The following is a 23,827-nucleotide window of genomic DNA, read 5'->3' as shown; positions in this document are numbered from 1 at the left end:
GACATTGGCCACTTATGGTAAGTATATATCTAACGAATAAAATCGGTCCATTTTTGTGTTGATTTTCCAGAGGCAATCACAGTTTCTAGGAACTTCATGCCACGCAGACCATCAGCTACAGTAGGAAAATCAGTATCTTCTTCTCGCGGCTCTATACCTTGCATAGAAGCCAATAGTGTGGCTGCAAAATTTCTATAAATATTGGCAAATGCTTCTATATATCCTTCGGGGTGACCGGCCGGTAGACGGATGTTATGTTTGGCGATTGGTGAAAGGTACTGTTGACCTGCACGAAATAGCTGGGTCGGCGCATCGAGCTGTTTAAAGATGAGTGTATTTGCATCCTGCTGGTTCCATTCCAATCCCCCAAGTTCACCATATACTCTAATTTTTAATGCGTTTTCTTCTCCAGCGGCAACTTGAGATGCCGATAGTACGCCTGTGGCTCCATTTTCAAATCCAAGTAATATATTGCCGTCATCTTCAAGTTTTCTTCCGGTCACAAATGTTTGAAGATCGGCGCACATTTTAGTGATTTTTAAACCTGAAATATATTCTGCTAGGTGGGCGGCATGTGTTCCAATATCGCCCATACAACCACTTTTTCCACTCTTTTCGGGATCTGTCCGCCAAAAGGCCAAAGAAAGACCATTTTCGATCATCTTACTGAGCCAACCCTGCGGATATTCTACCATAATCTTTCTAATCGAACCTAATTGGCCCTCTTTGACAAGATGGCGAGCTTGTTTTACCATCGGATAGGCCGAGTAGGTGTATGTAACACAGAGTATCAATCCTGTTTCAGCTACTTTTTGGTGGAGCAATTCGGCCTGTTCTGTTGTCAGCGTCATCGGCTTTTCAAGCACGACATGGAAGCCATGTTCCAGAGCCATCATTGCTGGTTCAAAATGAGCAAAATTCGGCGTGACTATACTGACAAAGTTCATGCGGTCATCCGCCGAACGTTTACTTTCCTCGATAATCATCTCCTGGTAACTTCCATAGCTCCTTTCCTTTGGAAGACCTAAAAGCGCGGCGGATTCTTTTGCAACAAGGGGATCAGCGCTCAGTGCGCCGCAACATAATTCAATCTGACCATCAATTCCTGCAGCCATACGATGTACAGCCCCAATAAATGCATTTTTCCCACCGCCGACCATGCCCATTTTTAGTTTTGTATTGCGCATAAAGTTGAATTTTTAATGACGATATCTTTTGTAATTACAAACCCAATAGTTTACGGTTAAGGCTATCATTGGTTTCGACGGCAGCAAAATTATCGAATGCCTTGTCAGTAACACGGATAATATAGTCTTTAATATGCTGCGCGCCTTCCCGCGCACCATCTTCAGCATTTTTGAATGCACATTCCCATTCCAGTACTGCCCAGCCTTGATAATCATATTGTGTGAGTTTGGTAAATATGGATTTGAAATCCACTTGGCCATCACCAATTGATCTAAAACGACCGGCCCTTGACTGCCAGTTCTGGAAGCCACCATAGACACCCTGACGACCAGAAGGATTGAACTCAGCGTCTTTAACATGAAACATTTTAATTCGCTCATGGTAAATGTCGATGAATTGAAGATAGTCAAGACATTGAAGAACAAAATGGGAGGGATCATAGAGAATGTTTGCCCGCTTGTGGTAATTTACATTTTCGAGAAATAAGTCAAAAGTAGCACCGTCATGGAGATCTTCTCCAGGGTGTAATTCATAACATAGGTCGACATCATACAAGTCACATTCATCGAGAATGGGTAACCATAATTTTGCAAGTTCAGCAAAACCCGTTTCGATCAGGTTAGCTGGTCTTTGTGGCCAAGGGTATATAAATGGCCATAGAAAGGCGCCACTAAAGGTCGCTAGCGCTTTAAGTCCGAGGTTATGGGAAGCTTGTACGGCATATTTTAATTGCTGGATCGCCCACTGTTGTCTTGCTTGAGGATTACCATGTAAATGCTGTGGTGCGAAAGCATCAAATAGATCATCGAAACTTGGATTCACAGCCACCAATTGCCCTTGGAGATGGGTTGAAAGTTCGGTGATTTCCAATCCAAATGACTGTACTTTAGCTTTTAGATCAAGTGCATAGCTTTTATCGAGCGCTGCTTTTTCTAGATCGATAAAACGGGCATCCAAAGTTGGCAGTTGTATGCCCTTATAGCCAAGCGCTGCTGCCCACTGGCAGATTGAGTCCAAAGAGTTAAACGGAGCTTCATCACCGATAAACTGTGCAAGAAAGATGGCAGGACCTTTAATTGTTGTCATATGTATTGCGTTTTGAAAAAGACTATATTACGTACAAAACAGATCAATATTCCAATGTGTTTGAAGAAATGACTCAGTCTGTCGTTTATACTATTATAATTTGGTTATCCAAGCTACCTGCTTGTTTAATACAATATTACAAAAATTTGCAACCGGTTGCAATAAAATCAAAAAAAAACCTTAAACTTGTTTAGACGATTCATGCTTACGCTTTCCAAAATATAAGAATGGAACGTCTAAACCAGGTATAACTGTCAGGCATCTTTGCGGCACTTGATTGTGGAGGAGACTTGATTTTAAAGGGAAACTTCCCTTTGAGTAATAACCAAATAAACCAAGTATAAATAAATGGCAAATAATGTTTATGATGCAATTGTCATCGGGTCTGGGATCACAGGTGGCTGGGCAGCCAAGGAACTAACGGAACGTGGATTGAAAACCATCATGTTAGAAAGAGGACGCAATATTGAGCATATCAAAGATTACCCATCACCAAAAAAAGATCCTTGGGAATTTCCGCATCGGGGTCGGGTACCTCTGGATCGGGCCCAGCACTACTTACCTTTTGGAATTAAAAATCAATGGATGAACGAAGGAAACATCGACTTTTGGACTAATGAGACAGAAAGTCCATATAAGGAAATAAAACCCTTTAATTGGTTCCGGGGCTATCACGTTGGTGGGCGCTCGCTTATGTGGGGGCGGCAAAGCTATCGCTGGTCGGATGTTGATTTTGAAGCAAATAGCAAAGATGGCCATGGGGTTGACTGGCCCGTACGTTATAAAGATATAGCACCTTGGTATAGTCACGTTGAGAAATTTGCGGGTATTTCGGGTAACAGAGACGGTATAGCGGTGCTTCCGGATGGCGAATTTATGCCGCCAATGGACATGAATATTGTGGAAAAAGATCTTGCTGCGCGCTTGAAATCGCATTATCAGGGAAAGCGACACTTTATAATTGGTCGGGTAGCCAACATAACAGTGCCCCACCACGGCCGTGTTAATTGCCAATACCAGAACAAATGCTGGCTGGGTTGTAATTTCGGCGCTTATTTTAGCACACAGTCTGCAACATTGCCCGCAGCAGTGAAGACTGGAAAACTTACCCTACGGCCATTTTCAATTGTAAAGAACATTATTTACGATCGGGATACGCAGAAAGCTAAAGGAGTCGAAATTGTTGATGCGGAGACGAATCAAACCTACGAGTATTTTGCTAAGATTGTTTTTGTATGTGCTTCGACTTTAAATTCCACCTGGGTGTTAATGAATTCAGCTACTGATGTATGGGAAGGTGGTCTTGGGAGCAGCAGTGGTGAACTGGGACATAATCTGATGGATCACATGTTAAATAGTGGGGCTGGGGGAAGAGTTGAAGGATTTGAGGATAAATATATTTTTGGACGACGCGCGAATGGATTATATGTACCCCGATTTGCCAATATTGTCGGCGATACCAAAAAGAGAGATTACATACGTGGTTTTGGCTATCAGGGCGGAGCTTCAAGGGGACAATGGTCAGGTAAGGTCGATAATAAGAGCGTAGGCGGGGCTTGGAAAGATGCTATAGCCGAGCCCGGAAGTTGGGGAGTTGGTTTTACTTCATTTGGCGAAATACTTCCATATCACGAAAATAAAGTCCTTTTAGATTCATCTGTAAAAGATAAGTGGGGGCTTCCTGTATTGGCTATAGATGCAGAGATTAAGGATAATGAGCGGAAAATACGGATTGATGCAAGCAATGAAATGAAGGAAATGTTGGAATCTATTGGTGTCAAAGACGTAACAACCTATGACAACGGGTTTAGTATGGGACAGGGAATTCATGAAATGGGAACAGCACGGATGGGCAATGATCCGAAAACCTCGGTATTAAACAAATTTAACCAAGTATGGGATGCTAAAAATGTTTTTGTGACAGACGGGGCCTTTATGACTTCGTCTTCCTGTGTGAATCCATCGCTTACCTATATGGCATTTACAGCAAGAGCAGTAGATTTTGCTGTTAATGAGTTAAAAAAAGGGAATCTTTAATATTTTATGATGCAATAATTATGAATAGACGAGAGGCAATACAACGTGTAGCCATGCTCATGGGAGCAACAGTTATTGGTGCTTCGTTATTTTTGGAAGGATGCCAGAGGTCGGCTTCGAAAGATATAGAAATGCTCTTTGATCCAAAATCAATCGATTTTTTGGGAGATCTCGCGGAGGCGATTCTTCCTAAAACTACTACCCCAGGGGCGAAAGAAGCTGGTGTAGGTTCTGAAATTCCCGTTCTAGTGCGAGACTGCTATAAACTTGAAGAACAACAGGTTTTTTTGACTGGAACAGCCGGAATTGACGAACGTGCCAAGAAAGAATTCGGACGTAATTTTCAGCAACTCGACAAAAAAGATCAAACTGCTTTTGTTGATGTTTTGGACAAGGAAGCGCAAGATTACGATGAAAAGAAAGCAGTTAATGAACTGCCCCATTTTTTCACACTGTTTAAACAGCTTACACTCCTTACATTCTTTAGCTCGAAATTAGGCGCCACGGAAGTTTTCCGTTATGTGAAAATCCCAGGAAAATATAACGGCGATTTCCCTTATCAAAAGGGTGATCATGCCTGGGCAACCTAGCTAATAAATTGTATATTGACCCCTTGTCTTTAATTGGCAGCGGGGTCAATTATAGAGGTTGTCAAGCCTATGAACTTTAAAAGATTTTTGCTATCGAAAAGTAAAGTGGTAAAATGTGTCCCTGTTTTCATCGTCAGTCTGGTACCGCCCGGAAAAGAGCTTCCAGCATCAAGTTTTTCCTTTTTAACATTGTGTCGGCTGAATTTTGAGAGCGCCTCTTTGACTGTTGTTTTATTGATCGCTAGATCAAAAGGCAATCCTTCGACAACCAGAAACTTGTCTTCAGGGATATCAAAAAATAATTCATTGACGGATTTATCAGCCCCATAATTGCTATAGAGTTCCAAGCCGGATTTTGTGATCCATTTTGCATACTTTTCTTCGTTGGCATCTTCATAGAAGACTGTTTTTACGTTTAATGTAGCCGCTATTTTATCTATTGTCTGGGGAAATACAAATTCACTGTTTTTATTTAACAATGATTTTAACTCCGCTTTGTTCTGCGCGAAAGTCGTTGCAGCAAAAAGGAAAAGACCTATATTTAATGTAAATGCTTTTATCTTCATCATATCCTTGTTATATGTTTGGCAGTTGTTTATGTCCGCTAGATTAAAATTAATCAAACGAGTAAAAATATACAATAGTGCTTTATACTTGTTTTGATAGCGGGATCAACCAAAGTTTTCAGCATGCGTATCGCCTATAATCGATCTAATTTAATCCTAAAAGCGCGTATAAGAGATCTTTTTTATTGCTTGCAATGATAATGGAAACTATTAGGGATGGAAGCGCTAAATTTAGGGATAAGCTATTTAAAGCAACAGCGTTTATTGTTATAAAAATGAGCGAGATAAAATATCATTCTGCAGAAAACAATTTAGCGTATTGGACAGTTACAATTTAAATTGTACTTTCATAACGTTTTAATAAAGGAAGATATTTAATTTTTATGATCACAACCAAGTATTTTAACTATCGGCAAATATTTAATTTAGCGGGTGCCCATTTAATATGGCTGACGCTTTGGTGCTCTCTGGTGGCGGTCATTTATTATTTTTTTAATTGGCAGTGGATGATAATTCCCTGGGTGCCATTGGCTTTGATTGGAACCGCTGAGGCTTTTTACGTCGGGTTTAAGAATAATCAGGCCTATGATAGACTTTGGGAAGCCCGGAAAATCTGGGGTGGGATTGTCAATTCAAGTCGTTCTTTCACGGCAATGTTATATGCCTTTGATACCCAGGATGGTGATCATACCGATTTGGAGGAGCGGAGGAAAAGGATTGCTTATCGCCATATCGCTTGGTTATATACTTTTCGTGAGCAGTTGTTGATCCCGACAGAATGGGAGCATGTCAGTTTGAAAAAACACTTTGGTTCAATGAATGTTAAACGGAACAGGCTGATAAAGGCTGGCTTTCCTGATTATAGTAGAACATCGATTTTTTTACGCAAATACCTTTCTACAGATGAGTTTAAGTTGCAGAGCACCTATAAAAATTTTGCAACGTATTTGATTTCTAAACAAGCAAAGGAAGTTAATGCATTGAAAAATGATCAAATCATTTCGGATTTTAACCAAACCCAACTGCAGAATTGTCTGAATCAATTTTACGACTATCAAGGTCAGGCGGAAAGAATCAAAAAATTTCCTTCACCGAGACAGTTTGCCAGTACAGCATTTGTCTTTAATGTTATTCTCATCATTCTGCTCCCATTGGGCCTAGTAAACGAATTTGCGAAATTGGGAGACTGGGGGATATGGACGAGTATTCCTTTTTGTGTGGTAATTGGATGGATTTATATCGTGATGGAATTGGTCGGCGATTATACCGAAAATCCTTTTGGAGGACTCATGTTTGATGTGCCTATGCTTTCTATTTGTCGAACCATAGAAATTGATGTGTTGCAAATGGTGGGAGATGAGGATCTTCCGGAAGCAATTGCATCGAAAAATGGTGTTTTGGTTTAAATTTTCTTATACATTTATTGCAATTGTATTCTTTACCTCGGCGATCATAAATGAGCTATGGGTGCTGGCGATATGCTGTAGGCTTGTCAATTTCGTTAACATAAAGCTCCGATAGTCTGCCATATCATGGACACAAATCTTTAGAATATAGTCGTAGTCGCCACTTACGTGGAAACACTCGGTTACCTCCTGAAGGTTCATGACCTCTTTTTCAAATTGTAAAATATACTCCTTTTTGTGCTGTGTTAATTTTACGTGGCATAATACAAGGAAATCTTTTGCTATTTTCTTTTTATCAAGTATGGCGACATAGCCAGCGATAATTCCAGTATTCTCGAGTTTACGGACTCTTTCATAGACCGCTGTTACAGACAAGCTCAGTTTGTAGGAGAGTTCTTTGGTCGTTTGTTTGGCATCTTCCTGTAGAAAACGCAATAGCTTACGGTCAATCTCGTCAAATTGCATAGATTTTTTTTTGGTTTTTACTAGCTCGTTTTAAATTAGCTAGATGTTTTAACTAATTATTGTTTATATGATAGATTTATATTCTAAGATAAGTAAAATTACTTGTAATATAATTTGAAATATCTCAATTTTAAAGATAAAAACATGGAAAATTTTAATGCAGCAAATGAAATTCAAGATTTGCAATACTTTGGTGAGTTTGGAGGAGTGAACCCGTCAATTTCTGATAGCTCCACCTATACTTTTCTTTCGGCTAAAAAAATGTTCGACACATTTGAAGGGAATGCGGAAGGTTGTTATCTCTATTCAAGGCATTCGTCGCCGATGAATTTGTATTTGGCACAAGCCTTAGCAAAAATGGAGGACACCGCTGCGGCCAATGTAACATCTTCGGGGATGGGAGCGATTACAACAGTTCTTTTACAACTATGTAAAAGTGGTGACCATATCATTTCCAGCCGAACAATCTACGGTGGTACTTACGCCTTTCTTAAAAATTTTCTCCCGCCTTTCCAGATTGAGACGACGTTTTTGGATATTAATGATGTCGAAGAACTCGAAAGATCGATAAGACCTAACACAAAAGTGTTGTATTGTGAAAGTGTGAGCAACCCTTTATTGCGTGTCGCAGATTTAAGAAAACTTTCGGCCATCTGTAAAAAACACAAGCTAAAACTGATTGTCGACAATACGTTTTCTCCATTGTCCATCTCGCCAACACTTTTGGGAGCAGACATTGTCATTCATAGTTTAACGAAATTTATCAATGGCAGCAGTGACACAGTCGGTGGGGTTTATTGTGGAAATCAGGAGTTTATTAATGAAACGAAAAATGTGAACACAGGTGCCTGTATGTTATTGGGGCCAACGATGGACAGCTTACGTTCGGCAAGTATATTGAAGAATTTAAGAACACTTCATATACGGATGAAGCAACATAGTTATAATGCAATGTATCTTGCCGAACGGTTTGAGAAAGATGGATTAAAAGTATCTTATCCGGGCTTACAGTCGCATCGAGATCATGAACTAATGAAAACTATGATGCATGAGACCTATGGTTTTGGTGGCTTAATGACAGTTGATGTGGAAACAACCGAAAAAGCCAATGAACTAATGGAACTGATGCAGGCTGAAAATTTAGGGTATTTAGCTGTCAGCCTAGGATTCTATAAGACGCTATTCTCCTGTTCAGGTAGCTCTACGTCATCAGAAATTCCTGAGGAAGATCGTTTGAAGATGGGTATTTCCGATGGATTGATCAGGTTTTCAATTGGTCTAGATCAAGACATTGAGCGTACCTACCAAAAAATGAGAGCATGCATGCAAAAGACTGGAATTATAAAATAATGTAGAATTAATCGCCATTGGTTGAGCAAAAAGTCAACGACAATAGAAGAGATCCGTAACTATTTTGACCTTTTTCTACATAAATAGTTTACGGATATTCTCGTGCAATGCAGGCTTACTGATTTTGAGAAACTCATGAATAAGATCCTCACTTGTGGGCGGCCGATGTGGAAAGGCATATTGCTGTAAAAATCTCCTCAAAGCAGTATTTATTTTTTCTTCACCTATTAATTCATGTAATTGATACATGGCTAGCAGGCCTTTATAATAGGCTACATTTGTATTTCCGGGAGATACCCTCATTAAAGCTTCATCTGCACCGTTTGCTTTTCCAATTTCATAAAGATCCTGATACATTTTGACCACGTTCTTAATTCCTTCGGGGCCATGTTTGTGTTTATAACACATCAACTCAGTATACATAGCGAGCGTTTCTGTCAGCATCGTAGCACCTTCTCGCCGGTCATCGGGATCGATTTGACTGTTACCCCACCATTGGTGCGATAATTCATGTCCGGCAAGTTCATTAATGACATCTCTTGTTTTTTCACGACGTAGGTCTGAATGAAAAGTCGTGTTTTCATTCATGAAAATCGTACCGGGATAAGCTGTCGCATTAAATCCACTAACAAATCCAGATATTTCAACGAAACGTATGCTTTTAAATGGATATTTTCCAAAGTTGTTTTGGCAATAGGCTAAAGTTCTTTTTGAGTCGTTTATAAGTTGTTTAACATTCTCAGGGTGTTTACTGTCATAATATACCTCGACGGATATGTCGTCGTAAGTGGATTTTTCAACTGCATATACAGCAGAAGAAATTCCAAAACGAAAGGGAATCGGCCCTATTGATTTATAATGAAAAAAGTTTCGATTCCCCTTCCGCCATTTTCTGATGAATTCCCCGGTCGCGATACAGGTTTGGTCGAGGTCACTGGAAATAATTGTTTCAAGGTCGACATATCCATAATCGTAAGGAAGAGCATCAGGTTGATCTAACTTTTTTAAAGCGCTTGCTTTTCCGAGTTTTCGTTTTTCACGCTCAAGCGGGTCTTCTATTTCATTTTGGTGCTGATAACCGAATATGGGATAATAGCGACTAATACGCATAAAAGATCCATTAGCTAAGATGGCATTCATGGGGTCGTGACGGTTGAAAGGTGTCCATTTGTATTTTAGGGCAAATTTCATCGTAATAGAATCTCCAGGCATGAAAGGGCTTGTAAGTTTAAATCGGCGATGGCCATAGGTATTGTCGTTCGCTTTTTGTAAAGTACGGTCTATTTTGACCTGTACTAATTCCATCGAGGGATCTGTGTAGAGCAGTAGACTATCCAGCGGAGCACCTGATTTATTGACAAGCTTATACCGACCGCTAATGACATATTCATTTGATGTTGGATAAAGATCTATCTCGGTTTTGACTGAGACGATTGTCGGTTGAGCTATATCTTGATAGGGTCTATATTTCTGTTCATAATGTTGCATCCATTCGATTTTCGCCTCAGAGCTGCTAACCTGAGTCTTTTGATAGATACGATAACCCGAAACTGACAGAATGGCAAACATCAGTAATGAGAAGACCTTTAAGCTTAAATCTGATTTTAAGACGGCAGAAATATGCTTCGCCTTGTTTCGTTTATGAATAGAATATATAGCTATAAGGACTGAAAAGGATGTCCAATAGACCATCTTAAAGCTGAATGCATGCAGATAGGCACCAAATTGATTCATGTCGCCGCTATATTGTAAGGGAGATTTCGCAAAACGAAAAACTGGATGTTCTAAGCCAAGCATGATCCCAATAAATGAATTGGTCAATACAAAAAACAAGACCGTCAAAAGTAATGCTGGATATTTTACTCCAACAATCGACTGTATGCTGATAATAACTGAAGCATACAGGAATGACGGAATACCAAGAATATAGAAAAGACTTATATATAGATTCCATTCAATTTTTGGATATTGGAATATAAATTGAAGAACAATGCATTGCAGTATGCTTATTGTAATAAGCAATAATGCAATACAGCATAACGAGATCCATTTGGCCAGTGAGATAACAGTGGTCTGTACAGGAGTGCTGTCTTCGAGTACATTCATCCGCGTAGTTCGAGAGCGCCAGACTGTCTCCATACCATAAAAAGATAAGAGGGAAAGCAAAAAAAAAGGAAAGCTATTGATGATGTTCCGAATCATCAATCCAGTACTAGCATAACGTTGGGGCAAGCGCATTCCTGCATCGATATCACTGTATATTTCCATACCAAGAAAAAACACCCATAAGGCAATGATAATGACAAAGGGTATGCCTTTCACTAGAAAGCGAATGTCCATCTTTAAGAAGCTATAAAACGTATGCCATTTATAAGAAAAACCCTTGTCTGAAACGCTTATTTCAACCTTAGCAGATGGGGGGCGCTGTCCCGTTTCTCGCAACTGCGGTTTTGTCTTCTGTTTTTGCGAGTGTTGAAAACGTGCTTGATAAATAGCAAAAAGCATAAGCGCGGCTGAAAATACAAATACACCAAGGCGGTTTATTAAAAAATTTCCTTTGAGCTGCAGCAATTTCGAGTTTTTCAAGGCTGGACTCCATGATTGACATTGTTCAAAGAAAGCTGCGAGACCAAAAGGGTCCATTATCGCCATCAATCTCATGGTTTCGGTGGAAACGGGTGATGCATTGGCAAATAATGGCGAATTTGAAAATAGAGAAACGATGAAATAAAGAATGTAGATAAAAATCCCCGAAAGAAAAACAAGTGTCTTGCTTCGGCTGCTCCAAGCAATCGCGCTAACAATTGCGGTACAGAAAAAGATATTTGGAAGTACAAGCAGGAAATAGGGCTTTACGTAATTGAGCAGACGGAATGACATAAACTTTTCATGTTGACCTCCCTGTAATGTGTGACCGAGCATCAATCCAATAATAAACAATAGAAATGTGAGGGCTGTAATTAAAAGCACCAACACAAAACGACTTAGTAGAAAAATACTTTTATTTACCGGCGTTGTATATAGGAGTGATGAAAATTGTGCATCTATTTCTCGTAAAAATACCTGTGATGAAAAAATAACAATGGTAAAGATATTCAATAGCGACACAAGTCCAATGGTATAAGTTAATACAAAGGGCGAATTGGAGTAAACTCCGGTAAGCGAAAAAGAGCCTATAATACTAACCCAATAACCAAATGCTACAAAACTGAATAATAGTGCCAGGAACCATTTTTTTGGAAAGTAAAAGCTGACTTCCAATAGAAAGTAGTCGATAAACATGGCTATACAATTTGAGATAAATGTGTGAAATAGACATCTTCCAGATCAGGTTTAATTTGCTCAAAACCAGTTTCCGGACTTACTGCGGCATAGATATGGACATCAAGACGCCCTCCATGTAATTGTGTTGATAAGATGTGAAAGTTTTCGCTAAAATATTGTAATTCGTTTTTGTTGATCGTTTTTGCCCAAATATTGCCTTCCAACGATTTTAGAAAGTCGTTCGGTGCACCATTGACAATTAATCTTCCGTTATTGACAATCGCCATTTGCGCACAGAGGCTTCGTACATCTTCCACTAAATGTGTTGAAAGGATTACTATAATCTGTTCGCCGATTTCACTGAGTAGATTATTGAAACGATTGCGCTCTTGGGGATCGAGGCCAGCCGTAGGCTCGTCTACAATGATGATTTGAGGCGAACCTAACATTGCCTGTGCAATGCCAAAACGTTGCCGCATTCCTCCCGAAAAATTGTGAACTTCTTTGTCCCGAAATTCGTAAAGATTTACTCGTGCGAGTAAATCCAATATATGCTCCTTTCGTCCTTCTTTTTTAATTCCTTTAAGTACGGCAAGATGATGCATGAGCTGATAGGCGGATAGGTGCGGATATACCCCAAAATCTTGCGGTAGGTAACCGAGCTGTTTTTTTATAAAAGAGAGGTCATTTAAAATATTGACCTCATTCAATACGATTGAGCCGGTATCTGCCTGTTCTAAGCCAGCGATTATCTTCATTAATGTTGATTTTCCAGCACCATTTGGACCTAACAGCCCAAACATGCCTTGACCGATATGTAATGAAAACTCCGTAATCGCTTTCACCCCGTTAGGATAGGTTTTCGAAAGATTCTGGATGTGTAGCTGGTTCATAATAGACTTGTCTTTACCCCGCATTACCATGTGGGCCCTATAAATGGTTAAATCCTAGTTTTATATGCTAATCGGGTACGAATTCCAATATATCACCTGGTTGGCATTCCAATACATTACATATAGCTTGTAGCGTTTCAAAACGTATACCTTTTGCCTTTCCGGTTTTTAATACCGAAAGATTACCCTGTGTAATGCCGATTAATTCTGCAAGTTCCTTACTTTGCATTTTTCTTTTAGCCAACATCACGTCTATATTTACAACAATAGCCATATACTAAATATATAAATCTTGTTCATCCTGTAAGTGGAGGCCTTGTCGGAAGATTTCCGCGAGAAAAAAGACAAAAATTCCCAAAATGAAATGTACAGCAATGAGTATGGCAATTCCCCCTTCAATTGTAACAAATATTGTAGCAATAGCCGTACAAATGGTTGGTAGCAAAATGTTTAACCAGTAATACCGTTTGAGTAAAAGGAGGTGGGATTTGGTGAAAAGCTTTCTTCGGGTAAACAATTTAAATATTTGCGCAGACAACAAAAAAAAGAGAGCATAGCATGACAGGGGTAGTAAGAATGAAAATACTTTGTACGATAAGTTATTATCCACACTCATTAAGGGTGTTTTGGTAAACGGATAGTTGATATGAAGATACATTCCATCGCTATAGGAAACCGTATTCCAGCTTGTCAGTAGGCATATCAACGAATAAATCGTCATGATTAAATATAAACTCCCTAAAAATGAAGTTATATAGAATAAGACACCGCCGATTATTTTTGTTCGGTTCATGATGTATAATTTTGTTTGATACTGTAAAGCTACAATTAATTACCGTAAAACGGTAATTAATTATTTAAATAGCGTATTTTTTAAAAATAATAAGATACTCAAATCTCACAATGGACCTGGTCTTTTCGAGACTGTGGAGGATAGTAAGACATATTGGCAGGTATGGAAACCAAGCACGCAGACCTTTTATCAATCCATGCCAAAGAAGAGGCAATTGTCACATAGACATCACTATTCACGACGATAGGGGCTGTAACAGTTAAAAAATCTCTTTTGGCATATCATTAGCAATTTAAAATCAATATTTTAGTTAATATGGCAAAGAGACTTTTACTGATAGTATTCTTATTTGTTTTGGGGGATATCTATTTTTTTCAGGCGTTCAGTACGGTTATTCGTGGTTCGATTTGGCAGAACATGTATTGGGGGATTGATATCCTGTTGTTTTTTGGTGTTTTTACGTTAATTTTTTTGCGGAGAGCGGGTTATGATGTCCAGGAGACAGCGACAAGTCTGATCACGGCATTTTTAATTGTTTTTATACCAAAATTGCTTGCTGTTCCCTTTTTATTTGTTGAAGATCTGATGCGTATTTTTCGTTCCTTTCCCCCACGTAGTATATTTTTGAGTGAGATTGTATTGTTTTTGGCGGGGGCCATGCTATTGGTTATTTTTTTCGGATTAACGAAAGGTCGTTATTTTTATAAAGTGCGGGAGGAAGTATTGAGTTTTCCTGATCTACCTACGGCGTTCGACGGTTTTAAAATTACACAGCTATCGGATATTCATTCTGGTAGTTTATCTGATATCAAAAGGGTACGTAAAGGTATCGAATTGGCCAATGCACAAAACAGTGATCTGGTATTGTTTACGGGCGATCTAGTCAATAATAAAGCTTCCGAAATGGAACCTTGGGTTTCGGACTTCAACCGATTAGAAGCTCCTTCGGGCAAGTTTTCAGTCCTTGGAAATCACGATTATGGGGACTATGTGCAATGGGAAAGTGTTGAATCAAAAGCCTTAAATTTGAATAGGCTTAAGCAAATTCATCATGAAATGGGATTTAAATTGCTGCTAAATGAATCGATAGCGATAGAAAAGCAAGGTGAGCGTATTTCGTTAATTGGAGTTGAAAATTGGGGGAAAGGAGGGTTTCATCAATATGGTGATCTTGCTAAAGCAACCCTTGGATTGGACGCGGATACCTTCAAAATTTTGATGTCTCATGATCCTTCACATTGGGATCATGTTACTTTGGACTATAACCAACATGTTCATCTGACCCTGGCAGGACATACGCATGGTATGCAGTTTGGGATAGAACTATTTGGGTTAAAATGGAGTCCAATTCAATATTTTTATAAACAGTGGGCTGGACTCTATCAAAAACAAGGAAAATATCTTTATGTCAACCGTGGTTTTGGTTTTCACGGTCTAAAAGGTCGGATAGGCGTTTGGCCTGAAATTACGGTTATTACATTACGGAAAAGCGTTGTCTGATATTTTGCTATGAGAAACAACGCTTATCTGTTCTATCAATCGATAAGATTCATTTCCTTTAACCGGCTAAAGATAATCTGATCTACGGCAGAAGTCCTATGTTTGTCTTTATAGGTTAACCATTCAAATGTCTCGATTTCATTTGCCGGATGCAATACTCCTTCGAAATCAGAAAAGTAGCAGGTCATTCTTACGAGCGTATCTTGATTTCGTCCATCGGCGATTGCTTCAAAGATAACCAAAAGGCGCATTGATTCTTCGACGATATGTACAGAAAGCTCCTCCAGTATTTCTCTTTTTAAACAGGTAATATCGGATTCATTATTCTCTCGTTTACCACCGGGAAAGTAAAATTTTGTTTTAGTTTTGGAACGCGTGCTCAAAATTTTCTTATCTTTAATGCTAATTAAAGCAACTTTGTCTATTATTTTATGCTGCATATTGCAAAACTAGCCATTGAGAATGAAAAATCAGATAGCATAGTGAAATACTGCTTGAAATTATATTCAAATTTGAGTATTTAAAGGAAGATGAATCTTTATATTCCTGATGTTAGTATCTTAACAATTTCTTTGAAGCCTCTTTGTTTTGCGTGTTGCAAAGGGCTTGTGCCATTGAAATCAGGAATATCCAATTTTGCGCCAGCATCTTTTAGAATCTGAATAATTTCCTGATATTTTTTGCTTCCGTCACCGAGTACAATGGCTTCCATCAAAGCAGTCCATCCTAAACGATTGACATGATCCAAAGGGAAATTTTTGGTATTGGCCAATAATTTTACCGTTTCAACATATCCACGTTCGCATGCCGGGATTAAAGCTGTGCCGTTATATCGATTAAATAAATCGAAGCGAGCGCCGTGATCTAAGAAAAGTTTGACGAGTTCAACTTGCCCACTTGCTCCTGCGTATAAAAATGGGCTGTCCATATTGTCGGCCTGAAGGTTGACATCGGCACCATACTCTACCAATAATTTGGCCATTTCAATATTTCCATTGTTTGTCGCGATAAGTAGAATAGAACGTTTATTCGTATCCTCACTATTTACGTTGGCATTATTTTCGAGCGCCTTTTTCACTCCCTGTAGGTCATTTTTGGCGACCAATTTAATAAGCTCTTCCTGGGACGAATTTTCGGTATATATGTTTTCTGTTAATGCCGATCGGCACGAATTTGTTATGCTCATCATTATCAGGAGTATTAAAGTTGTTTTCATCATTTTATTGTGCTGTAATTTTTTCGATAAAGCCGTAGAAACTTCGATGTTTAATACAAAAATAGTAGTTAAGGCTGTTTTTACAATGTGGTTTTCATTCCATTCTTTGGATATTTTATTCTAGGCTTACATTTTGGGAAATCCCTTATTTCTTTTTTATATCGTCATCATTATTCGTCTTGTACCTGTTGTGTAATTAATTTGTAGGCAAAATGTGGGCAGTAATAAATTGTTCAAATATCGAGATGTATTCTGCAAAGCATCCCAAAGAATCATGGCGACCTTTGTACTAGAAATTCTAGCCAATAACAATGTAAGGAATTAATTCCTGTTCTATTGTCTAGTAAATTTTACATGCTGAGTAGAAGAACATGATCAAAATAAATATGGAAGCTAAAACATATATTTTAAAAAACGTACTGCTTGAGATAGGATTTGAGTACGATGGAAAAGAAGTGATAAGCACACGTACTGCTTTATTCTGTATAGAAGTTGAAGACGGTAAGATAAAAGGAATTAAACCTAATGACCCTAAAGCAAATGCTATTGATGCAAAAGGACATTTAATGTTGCCAGCTTTTAAGGATATGCATGCCCATTTGGATAAAATGTTATTTGGTTTGCCCTGGGAAGCTGTTTCTCCAAGGCGGCATACTGTAAAGGACATGATCGCTTATGAGCAAAAAATGATTCCAACCTGGCTAAATACTTCTGTGGAGAGAACTGGTAAAATGTTGAATTTTTTGCAGGGATATGGAACAGATTTTATTCGCTCACATTTCAATGTTGATCCAACATCAGGACTAAAATCCCTAACAAATTTAGAAAGTGCGCTGGCATTAAAAAAGGATACCGTCGAAGCAGAGCTGGTAGCCTTTCCACAGCATGGCCTTTATTATACGGATACTTTACCGATTTTAAAAGATGTTGCAAAATTGGATGCTGTTAGTTTTATTGGTGGGGTAGATCCATATTCTTTAGATGGAAGTATTGAAAGAACCATGGAGCAAATTACGAATTTAGCTCTCGAAAACGATAAAGGTGTTGATATACATCTCCATGAAATGGGGGAAAGTGGTATGAGGACAATCGAGTTCTTGATCGATCGAACACTAGAAAACCCCCAATTAAAAGGGAGGGCGTTTGTCAGCCACGCTTTTGCACTGAGTCGACTTGACAAAGCCGAAACTGAAAAAATTTCAGCGCGCCTAGCTGAAGCGGGTGTGGGAATCGTTTCGTCGGTGCCATTTGGCACGATGATTATGCCTATTCCAACACTTCGGAAATATGGTGTGGAGGTTTTGGTCGGGAACGACAACATCCAAGATCACTGGAATACTTTTGGATCTGGAAACATGCTTCAAAAAGCAAATCTTATTGCCCAGCTGTATGGTTATGGAACGGAATTTGGCTTATCAAGAACATTAGCTTTTGCAACACGTTATAGATTGCCTTTGGATAATAATGGGAATCAGGAATGGCCAAAAGCAGGTGATGAAGCAAGCATGGTTTTTGTTGATGCTAGTTGTTCTGCTGAAGCAGTCTCGCGAATTTCAACAGTAAGCTCTTTGGTACATAAAGGAAATATTGTATTTTAAGAGTTGTTTTTAACTTTGATTATTCACTGTATACGCGTTCAATTCCATTTTGAGAGGTATTGAATACAATAAAACAACTTAGTTGAAGAGCTGGTTATTTATAATAACCGGCTCTTATGTCTTGGCAATAGAAATCTTACTGATGACCTCAAAATTTGAGATTCGATAATCGTCGTCAAAAAATAGTCCATTTATGTATCGCTGTATAGGGTAGAACAAATCGGCGGGGCTATCACCGAAGAAAGTTTTAAAATCGTTCGGAATAGAATACAGGTGACTGTACTGTCCTTTACCTAAACTGATACCGCCAATTTTCTTCAAGTAACCCGTTACTTTATGTATTTGTTTGTCGGAGAACGGTTCCTTTGTCTCTACGAAATAATCCTCAACATAAAAATTACGGATATCCTGAAGCTTGAGCGCACTGTTTGGGTCGGGTTTAATACGTCTCGAATAGGATACATCAACTAAAGTGCAACTCGCTTTTTGGGCTTGCGCAACATCAATAAAATAGCCTTCATCAACCATCAAATGCTTACTATCTTTATATATTCCTAATAGCATTTCGTTGATTTCCCTGTCAGAATAATCCGATATATTAGAAGATCTTCCCAACTTCTCAAATGCAAGGCCACTATCGTTCCAATGTTTTCTAATTCTATTAAGCTCGTGCTGTTGAAAAGTTTTTATTTTCTCCATGTATAATCTGTCTAACCTTACTTTAGGGACTTTAAAGATAATTTTAAAACTTTACTTTTGTTAATCTTAGAGGTGGCTAAGTGCAATTTGAATCAAATCTAATTTAACAGAATCTTTGTTCAGTTTATTTTTGCAGCGTTAAGACGCTATTTGTAAGGGAAATCAAATTATTTGGACGCCTAGCTCTTGATTAAGACAACGTCACCCATTAGGTTACCCGTCTGTTAAAACAGAACGAATAAATCCCTTTGGTTCTTTACAGGGTGAATAAATATATTAAAAGACCACTTGTTATATCAAATGGTCTTTTATGTACTTCTAAGAAGAGTTGATTATTGATTCAGGACTGTGGGATCGCTATTTTGTTGCCCTAATCTGGATATCTAAAGTAAATTCATCCTCAATGGCCTTATTACCTAGGTCAGAGAAGAAACTCGCTGAGCGATATTGTATATCAAAATCCAACCGATTCACTTTAACACCTTTCGCCTCGGCAGAGAGCCCGTCTGCAGTTGTTGTAACTTTTGCGGGAAAAGAGATCGATTTTGTTTTATTTTTGATCGTAAGATTGCCTGTTATGATTGGATTTCCCTTACTGTTGTCAACTTTACTGATGACAAACTTCGTAGTCGGATAACTTGGCACATTAAAGAAATCCTCATTTTTTAAATGTCCGGTCAATTTAGGGGCATCTGTACATGCCAAGGAATTCATATCTATAGTAAAATTCCCGGAAGTAATTTTTCCTTTATCAATCTGGATTATACCATCCTGCAGATTTATAGTTCCCTCATGTCCTCCCACCACTTTTTTAGCATTCCATTTGATTGTGGAGGTCTGGGTATTGATCTTATAGCTTGCTTTTTGAGCAAAAGCCATTGATGTTAGGCAAATAATTGCTAACGTTAAACTGGTTCTTTTCATTGAAATGATTATATAAACCCAAATATACGTCGTGTTGTGTTGATCGCTATATGTTGAAACCCGTTTTTTGTTTGCGCAGTGTCAATATTACGATTAAGCTTCTTTATCCGTCGGTAATACCCGCTAACTTAGCACAAATTAAATTGTGGATCGAAAACATTTTCGTCTCCAAATTGTGGTCTATAAAAAAAGATAATATGATTAAATCGAAAGGTTATGCGGCAAAAGACAGTACTTCTCCACTTGAATACTGGGAATTTGAAAGACGGGAGCTTGGTGCAAACGATGTTTTAATAGATATCTTGTATAGTGGGATCTGTCATTCGGATATTCATCAAGTTCATGACGAATGGGGAGGTACACAGTACCCGATTGTTCCAGGTCATGAGATTGTTGGTCGAATCAGTGCCGTTGGTTCTGGAGTGACTAAGTTTAAAAAAGGTGACCTCGCCGGTGTGGGATGTATGGTGGCCTCTTGCGGCCAGTGTGATAACTGTAAATCAGACCAACAACAATTCTGTTCAGAAAAGAAGACCGTTTGGACTTATAATAGCAAAGATGTTATGCATGATCACAGCTATACCTTTGGTGGATACAGTAATAATATAGTAGCAGACGCAGATTTTGTGCTTCATGTACCCGAATCTTTGGATATTAAAAAGGTTGCGCCACTTCTCTGCGCTGGGATCACTACTTACTCGCCATTAAAAAGATGGAATATCAGTAAAGGTCATAAAGTTGGGGTTTTAGGCTTAGGCGGATTGGGGCATATGGCTGTCAAAATTGCGGTGGCAATGGGAGCAGAAGTTACCATGATCAGTCATTCCCCCCGAAAAAAGGAAGATGCCGCATTGCTTGGTGCGCACAAGTTCTTAAATACTCATGAAGCAGAAGAGATAAAAGAGTTTTCATCGTATTTTGATTTCATTATTGATACTGTATCTGCACCACATGACTACAATCTTTATTTAGCATTACTGAAAACAAAAGGTGTTTATATTTGTGTTGGCATTCCAGCCGCTCCCATGCAGATTAACGGACGCTCGATTATGGGCGGGAATAAGATCTTAACGGCTTCTAGTATTGGAGGGATACAGGAAACACAAGATATGCTTGATTTCTGTGCTCAACATAACATTTTACCCGAAACTGAAATGATCGACATTGATTATGTCAATGAGGCTTATCAACGGGTATTGGATAGTGATGTAAAATATCGGTTTGTAATCGATATGTCAACTATTGAGAAGTAACTAAAAAACAGATCGACAACTTTTGGCGATCTGTTTTTTTAATTAACTATTTTTTGATATTTCATTCTATAGGAGTATTTATTTTCTCTTATGATGTTGAACCCGATATTTAAATATAATTTTTGTGCTTTATTGGATTTTAGAACATCTAGTGTAACCGATTTCCCTTCGGAAACTGCTCCATCTATAATCTCTTTAATGATTTTTTTTCCTATTCCTTGGCCTTGATATAAAGGGGCGATCTGAATTTGAATCAACTCGATACTATCCCGTTTTTTCTCTATTTTTAAGAGTCCAATTGATATTGTATTATATTCAATGATGGAAGCGCAATCGAATTTGTATTTAATTCTCTGCATGTGCGAATCTACGGACGTCGAGAGGGAAGATGCTGTTAAATGCGGATTCATAGTTTTTACTCTTAGATTTAACAAAAATTCAAATCACTTTCCTTTGCTGTTCTGTATGTTATTTGCGCCATATGATCAAGATGTTTTAACGTTTAATCTTTTTAATTTCATTAGGTGTTATATCAGATTAAGATTAACCAATAACAAGGACTTCTGTGTCTGGTTGATGGGGGCATATTATAAGTTCCTCAATAGAAATCGTTTTGCAATTTAGCATATTATCCTCATTTCGTCTCCAAAGTATTGCTCAATGGGGTATGGTGATGTCGTCTTAAATTTTTTATGACATTTTTATGTGATGGTCTTTGGCTTGCCTCGACGTGAATAACGTAACTTTAGTGTAGTTGTTGCATATGTTATGTGATACATGTTTTTTATTCAATGGAACAATAGATAGATAATTTCGATGAAAAAGATAGAATTACAACACACAGATTTGCAGATAGCACCGATCAATTTTGGTGGAAATGTATTTGGATGGACATTGGACGAACAGCAGTCGTTTGATATTTTAGATAAATTTGTAGGCGCAGGATTTAATTTTATAGATACCGCAGATACTTATTCATGGTGGGTAAATGGTATTGGAGGGCAATCTGAAGAAATTATTGGCAAGTGGCTAAAAAGCCGGGGTAATCGTCAAGATATTGTGGTTGCAACGAAAGTTGGTTCGGAAACCAAGGAACACGGCTATGATATTTCAAGAAAACACATTTTGAAATCTGCTGATGAGTCATTGAGACGGTTGGGAATAGACCATATTGATTTATACTATACTCATTTTGATGATAAAATAACACCTGTTGAAGAGACACTATCGGCTTATGATGAGTTGATTAAAGCAGGTAAGGTTCGGTATATTGCAGCCTCTAATTTGTCTGCAGCACGATTAATTGAAAGTTTTAATGTTGCGGAGAAAAATGGTTTACCTAAATATGTTGCACTGCAACCACATTATAATCTTGTTGAGCGTGGTGGTTTTGAAACTGACTATGCTTCATTGGTTCAAAAGTATGGTTTGAGTGTATTTCCATATTGGTCCCTTGCAGCAGGATTCTTGACCGGTAAATACCGTACTGAGGTTGATTTTGATAAAACAGCAAGGGGAGGCGGTATCAAGAAGTATTTTGACGACAAAGGAAAAGCCGTTTTAAAGGCGTTAGATTCTGTCGCCGAAAAACACGAAACAAAACAAGCGACGGTTGCGCTAGCTTGGTTATTAGCCAAACCCTTAATTACGGCTCCGATTGTAAGTGCTACTAGTGAAAATCAGTTGAAAACCTTATTTGCGGCTCCGTCTCTGCAACTAGATACGGAAGATATCGAATTGCTGGACGAAGTGAGTAAATGAGTGACAATTTTGTAGTTATTTTATGATTTCTTTTTAATACCAAAATATTGTTTGAAATCTCCATCTTTCATGGAGATTTTTTTATTTTCTGTTTAAACTGACAGGAATATAAAAACTTATATTTTAATAGGCTTCCTGTATAACAATAGGTGAGAACCGGAAAGCTTGGTTTATATACTTTAATAAGTTTATTGTAAATTGGGTTATTAAATTGATCTTATGAAAAAGCTCCTAATTTTATTTTTCTTTTTGGTTGTTGATAGAAGCTATGCTCAGGTGCTCACACCTTATGAACGTGGCAATGGGAATCAGTCTACAACTTTTGATGAAATGCGTGAATATTATCGGGAATTGGCACAGAAGTATGCATCAATTACCTATGAAACAAAAGGAGTCGACGATAATAATAAGCCGATTGATGTTGTTATATTTAATCCCACAGGAAGTACATTGGAAGAGTCTAGGAAAGAGAAGTGTATTCTATTCGTTAATAATGGTATTCATCCTGGAGAACCAGATGGCATTGATGCGACTATGATGCTCATGCGAGATTTGGCGTCGGAAAAAATTAAACCAGTTAAGAATGTAATTGTTGTAGCGCTTGCAAGTTACAATGTCAGTGGAATGATGAATCGAGGTAGCTTTTCAAGAGCCAATCAAAATGGCCCTGAAGAGTATGGTTTTCGAGGAAATGCTAGAAATTATGATTTAAATAGAGATTTTATAAAAACAGATACAAAAAATTCGCGAAGCTTTCAGCAGATTTTCCAATGGATCAAACCAGATGTTTTTATCGATAATCATGTGAGCAATGGGGCAGATTATCAATACACATTCACGTATATTTCGACAAATAAAGAACGTCTTGGAACTATTTTAGGAAACTATTTTAACAACCAAATGCAAAGACTTTGCTAAAAGATCTTCAGGGAAAAGGATTCATTTCTGTCCCATATGTTAATATACATGGCGATATACCAGATGGTGGTTTTCCAACCTTTATGGATTCGCCGAGATACGCTACAGGATATACCAGTCTATTTAATGTAATAGGAACGGTTGTGGAAACACATATGTTAAAGTCTTATAAACAACGTGTCAAAGCGACCTATGATTATATGCTGTGTAACATTGATTATATGGAACAAAATTACAATGTGATAAAGCAGAAGAGAGCTGAAAACCTAAATCAATATAAAATAGGGGACAAATATGCTATTGCATGGTAGCTGGATTCC

23 protein-coding genes are annotated in these 23,827 nt (G+C 38.2%); 10 read left to right on the top strand and 13 right to left on the bottom strand.

The window, feature by feature from the left end:
• Positions 1–29: 29 nt before the first annotated feature.
• Entirely contained in the window at positions 30–1,187 is a 1,158-nt protein-coding gene (locus tag ACLCDV_RS15035; RefSeq protein WP_411971530.1) for a Gfo/Idh/MocA family protein, read from the bottom strand.
• A gap of 34 nt (positions 1,188–1,221) precedes the next feature.
• On the bottom strand, positions 1,222–2,274 hold the full coding sequence (locus ACLCDV_RS15030) for a sugar phosphate isomerase/epimerase family protein (protein ID WP_411971529.1): 1,053 nt from the start codon (positions 2,272–2,274) through the stop codon (positions 1,222–1,224).
• 348 nt (positions 2,275–2,622) lie between these two features.
• Between ACLCDV_RS15030 and ACLCDV_RS15025 the strand changes: the two genes are divergently transcribed.
• Complete coding sequence (locus tag ACLCDV_RS15025; protein WP_411971528.1) at positions 2,623–4,311, top strand: GMC oxidoreductase; 1,689 nt, start codon at positions 2,623–2,625, stop codon at positions 4,309–4,311.
• Positions 4,312–4,331: 20 nt separating this feature from the next.
• The gene (locus tag ACLCDV_RS15020; RefSeq protein WP_317666153.1) at positions 4,332–4,901 is read left to right on the top strand and encodes a gluconate 2-dehydrogenase subunit 3 family protein; all 570 of its coding nucleotides are present in this window, start codon (positions 4,332–4,334) and stop codon (positions 4,899–4,901) included.
• Positions 4,902–4,930: 29 nt separating this feature from the next.
• Here the strand turns inward: ACLCDV_RS15020 and ACLCDV_RS15015 are convergent, their stop codons facing one another.
• Positions 4,931–5,470 carry a hypothetical protein gene (locus ACLCDV_RS15015; protein ID WP_411971527.1) on the bottom strand — a complete coding sequence of 180 codons (540 nt, stop codon included), beginning with the start codon at positions 5,468–5,470 and terminating at the stop codon, positions 4,931–4,933.
• Between the two features lie 380 nt (positions 5,471–5,850).
• On the opposite strand from ACLCDV_RS15015, the gene ACLCDV_RS15010 reads away from it, so the two are divergent.
• A complete protein-coding gene (locus ACLCDV_RS15010) occupies positions 5,851–6,873 on the top strand; it encodes a bestrophin family protein (protein ID WP_317666156.1) in 1,023 nt (340 codons plus the stop codon).
• A gap of 6 nt (positions 6,874–6,879) precedes the next feature.
• Here the strand turns inward: ACLCDV_RS15010 and ACLCDV_RS15005 are convergent, their stop codons facing one another.
• Positions 6,880–7,338, bottom strand: coding sequence for an Lrp/AsnC family transcriptional regulator (locus ACLCDV_RS15005; RefSeq protein ID WP_343566750.1), 459 nt, complete (start codon positions 7,336–7,338; stop codon positions 6,880–6,882).
• 144 nt (positions 7,339–7,482) lie between these two features.
• Here ACLCDV_RS15005 and ACLCDV_RS15000 point away from each other — a divergent pair, with 144 nt between their 5' ends.
• On the top strand, positions 7,483–8,688 hold the full coding sequence (locus ACLCDV_RS15000; protein WP_317666159.1) for an aminotransferase class I/II-fold pyridoxal phosphate-dependent enzyme: 1,206 nt from the start codon (positions 7,483–7,485) through the stop codon (positions 8,686–8,688).
• Between the two features lie 75 nt (positions 8,689–8,763).
• Here ACLCDV_RS15000 and ACLCDV_RS14995 read toward each other — a convergent pair whose 3' ends face one another.
• The 4 genes from ACLCDV_RS14995 to ACLCDV_RS14980 form a co-directional block, all read right to left on the bottom strand.
• A complete protein-coding gene (locus ACLCDV_RS14995; RefSeq protein WP_411971526.1) occupies positions 8,764–11,970 on the bottom strand; it encodes a M1 family aminopeptidase in 3,207 nt (1,068 codons plus the stop codon).
• Between the two features lie 2 nt (positions 11,971–11,972).
• The gene (locus ACLCDV_RS14990; RefSeq protein WP_317666163.1) at positions 11,973–12,845 is read right to left on the bottom strand and encodes an ABC transporter ATP-binding protein; all 873 of its coding nucleotides are present in this window, start codon (positions 12,843–12,845) and stop codon (positions 11,973–11,975) included.
• Between the two features lie 67 nt (positions 12,846–12,912).
• On the bottom strand, positions 12,913–13,119 hold the full coding sequence (locus ACLCDV_RS14985) for a helix-turn-helix transcriptional regulator (RefSeq protein WP_317666165.1): 207 nt from the start codon (positions 13,117–13,119) through the stop codon (positions 12,913–12,915).
• A 3-nt stretch (positions 13,120–13,122) separates the two neighbouring features.
• A complete protein-coding gene (locus ACLCDV_RS14980) occupies positions 13,123–13,461 on the bottom strand; it encodes a DUF2975 domain-containing protein (RefSeq protein ID WP_411973948.1) in 339 nt (112 codons plus the stop codon).
• A gap of 492 nt (positions 13,462–13,953) precedes the next feature.
• On the opposite strand from ACLCDV_RS14980, the gene ACLCDV_RS14975 reads away from it, so the two are divergent.
• Positions 13,954–15,138 (top strand): metallophosphoesterase, encoded by a 1,185-nt coding sequence (locus ACLCDV_RS14975; RefSeq protein WP_317666167.1) that lies wholly within the window; start codon positions 13,954–13,956, stop codon positions 15,136–15,138.
• Positions 15,139–15,173: 35 nt separating this feature from the next.
• Here ACLCDV_RS14975 and ACLCDV_RS14970 read toward each other — a convergent pair whose 3' ends face one another.
• Both ACLCDV_RS14970 and ACLCDV_RS14965 read right to left on the bottom strand, forming a co-directional pair.
• The gene (locus ACLCDV_RS14970; protein WP_411971525.1) at positions 15,174–15,578 is read right to left on the bottom strand and encodes an NUDIX hydrolase; all 405 of its coding nucleotides are present in this window, start codon (positions 15,576–15,578) and stop codon (positions 15,174–15,176) included.
• A 98-nt stretch (positions 15,579–15,676) separates the two neighbouring features.
• Complete coding sequence (locus tag ACLCDV_RS14965) at positions 15,677–16,327, bottom strand: ankyrin repeat domain-containing protein (protein WP_411971524.1); 651 nt, start codon at positions 16,325–16,327, stop codon at positions 15,677–15,679.
• Positions 16,328–16,740: 413 nt separating this feature from the next.
• Between ACLCDV_RS14965 and ACLCDV_RS14960 the strand changes: the two genes are divergently transcribed.
• Positions 16,741–17,952, top strand: a complete 1,212-nt coding sequence (locus ACLCDV_RS14960) for an amidohydrolase (RefSeq protein WP_317666170.1) — start codon at positions 16,741–16,743, stop codon at positions 17,950–17,952.
• Positions 17,953–18,066: 114 nt separating this feature from the next.
• Here the strand turns inward: ACLCDV_RS14960 and ACLCDV_RS14955 are convergent, their stop codons facing one another.
• On the bottom strand, positions 18,067–18,651 hold the full coding sequence (locus ACLCDV_RS14955) for a hypothetical protein (RefSeq protein WP_317666172.1): 585 nt from the start codon (positions 18,649–18,651) through the stop codon (positions 18,067–18,069).
• A 357-nt stretch (positions 18,652–19,008) separates the two neighbouring features.
• A complete protein-coding gene (locus ACLCDV_RS14950; protein WP_317666174.1) occupies positions 19,009–19,575 on the bottom strand; it encodes a YceI family protein in 567 nt (188 codons plus the stop codon).
• Between the two features lie 197 nt (positions 19,576–19,772).
• Here ACLCDV_RS14950 and ACLCDV_RS14945 point away from each other — a divergent pair, with 197 nt between their 5' ends.
• On the top strand, positions 19,773–20,828 hold the full coding sequence (locus tag ACLCDV_RS14945) for an NAD(P)-dependent alcohol dehydrogenase (protein ID WP_317666176.1): 1,056 nt from the start codon (positions 19,773–19,775) through the stop codon (positions 20,826–20,828).
• A gap of 38 nt (positions 20,829–20,866) precedes the next feature.
• On the opposite strand, the gene ACLCDV_RS14940 is transcribed toward ACLCDV_RS14945, so the two are convergent.
• Positions 20,867–21,187 (bottom strand): GNAT family N-acetyltransferase, encoded by a 321-nt coding sequence (locus tag ACLCDV_RS14940; protein WP_317666178.1) that lies wholly within the window; start codon positions 21,185–21,187, stop codon positions 20,867–20,869.
• 457 nt (positions 21,188–21,644) lie between these two features.
• Between ACLCDV_RS14940 and ACLCDV_RS14935 the strand changes: the two genes are divergently transcribed.
• The 3 genes from ACLCDV_RS14935 to ACLCDV_RS14925 all read left to right on the top strand — a co-directional run bounded on the left by ACLCDV_RS14935 (position 21,645) and on the right by ACLCDV_RS14925 (position 23,818).
• Entirely contained in the window at positions 21,645–22,589 is a 945-nt protein-coding gene (locus ACLCDV_RS14935; protein ID WP_317666180.1) for an aldo/keto reductase, read from the top strand.
• Between the two features lie 219 nt (positions 22,590–22,808).
• Positions 22,809–23,507, top strand: a complete 699-nt coding sequence (locus ACLCDV_RS14930; RefSeq protein WP_411971523.1) for a M14 family zinc carboxypeptidase — start codon at positions 22,809–22,811, stop codon at positions 23,505–23,507.
• Positions 23,501–23,818, top strand: a complete 318-nt coding sequence (locus tag ACLCDV_RS14925) for a hypothetical protein (RefSeq protein ID WP_411971522.1) — start codon at positions 23,501–23,503, stop codon at positions 23,816–23,818. Before ACLCDV_RS14930 ends, ACLCDV_RS14925 begins: the two co-directional genes overlap by 7 nt.
• Positions 23,819–23,827: the final 9 nt, after the last annotated feature.

Origin of the sequence: Sphingobacterium sp. Lzh-3 (assembly GCF_046764375.1) — a bacterium.
GTDB lineage: Bacteria > Bacteroidota > Bacteroidia > Sphingobacteriales > Sphingobacteriaceae > Sphingobacterium.
This window is presented reverse-complemented; position numbering and strand designations above follow the sequence as displayed.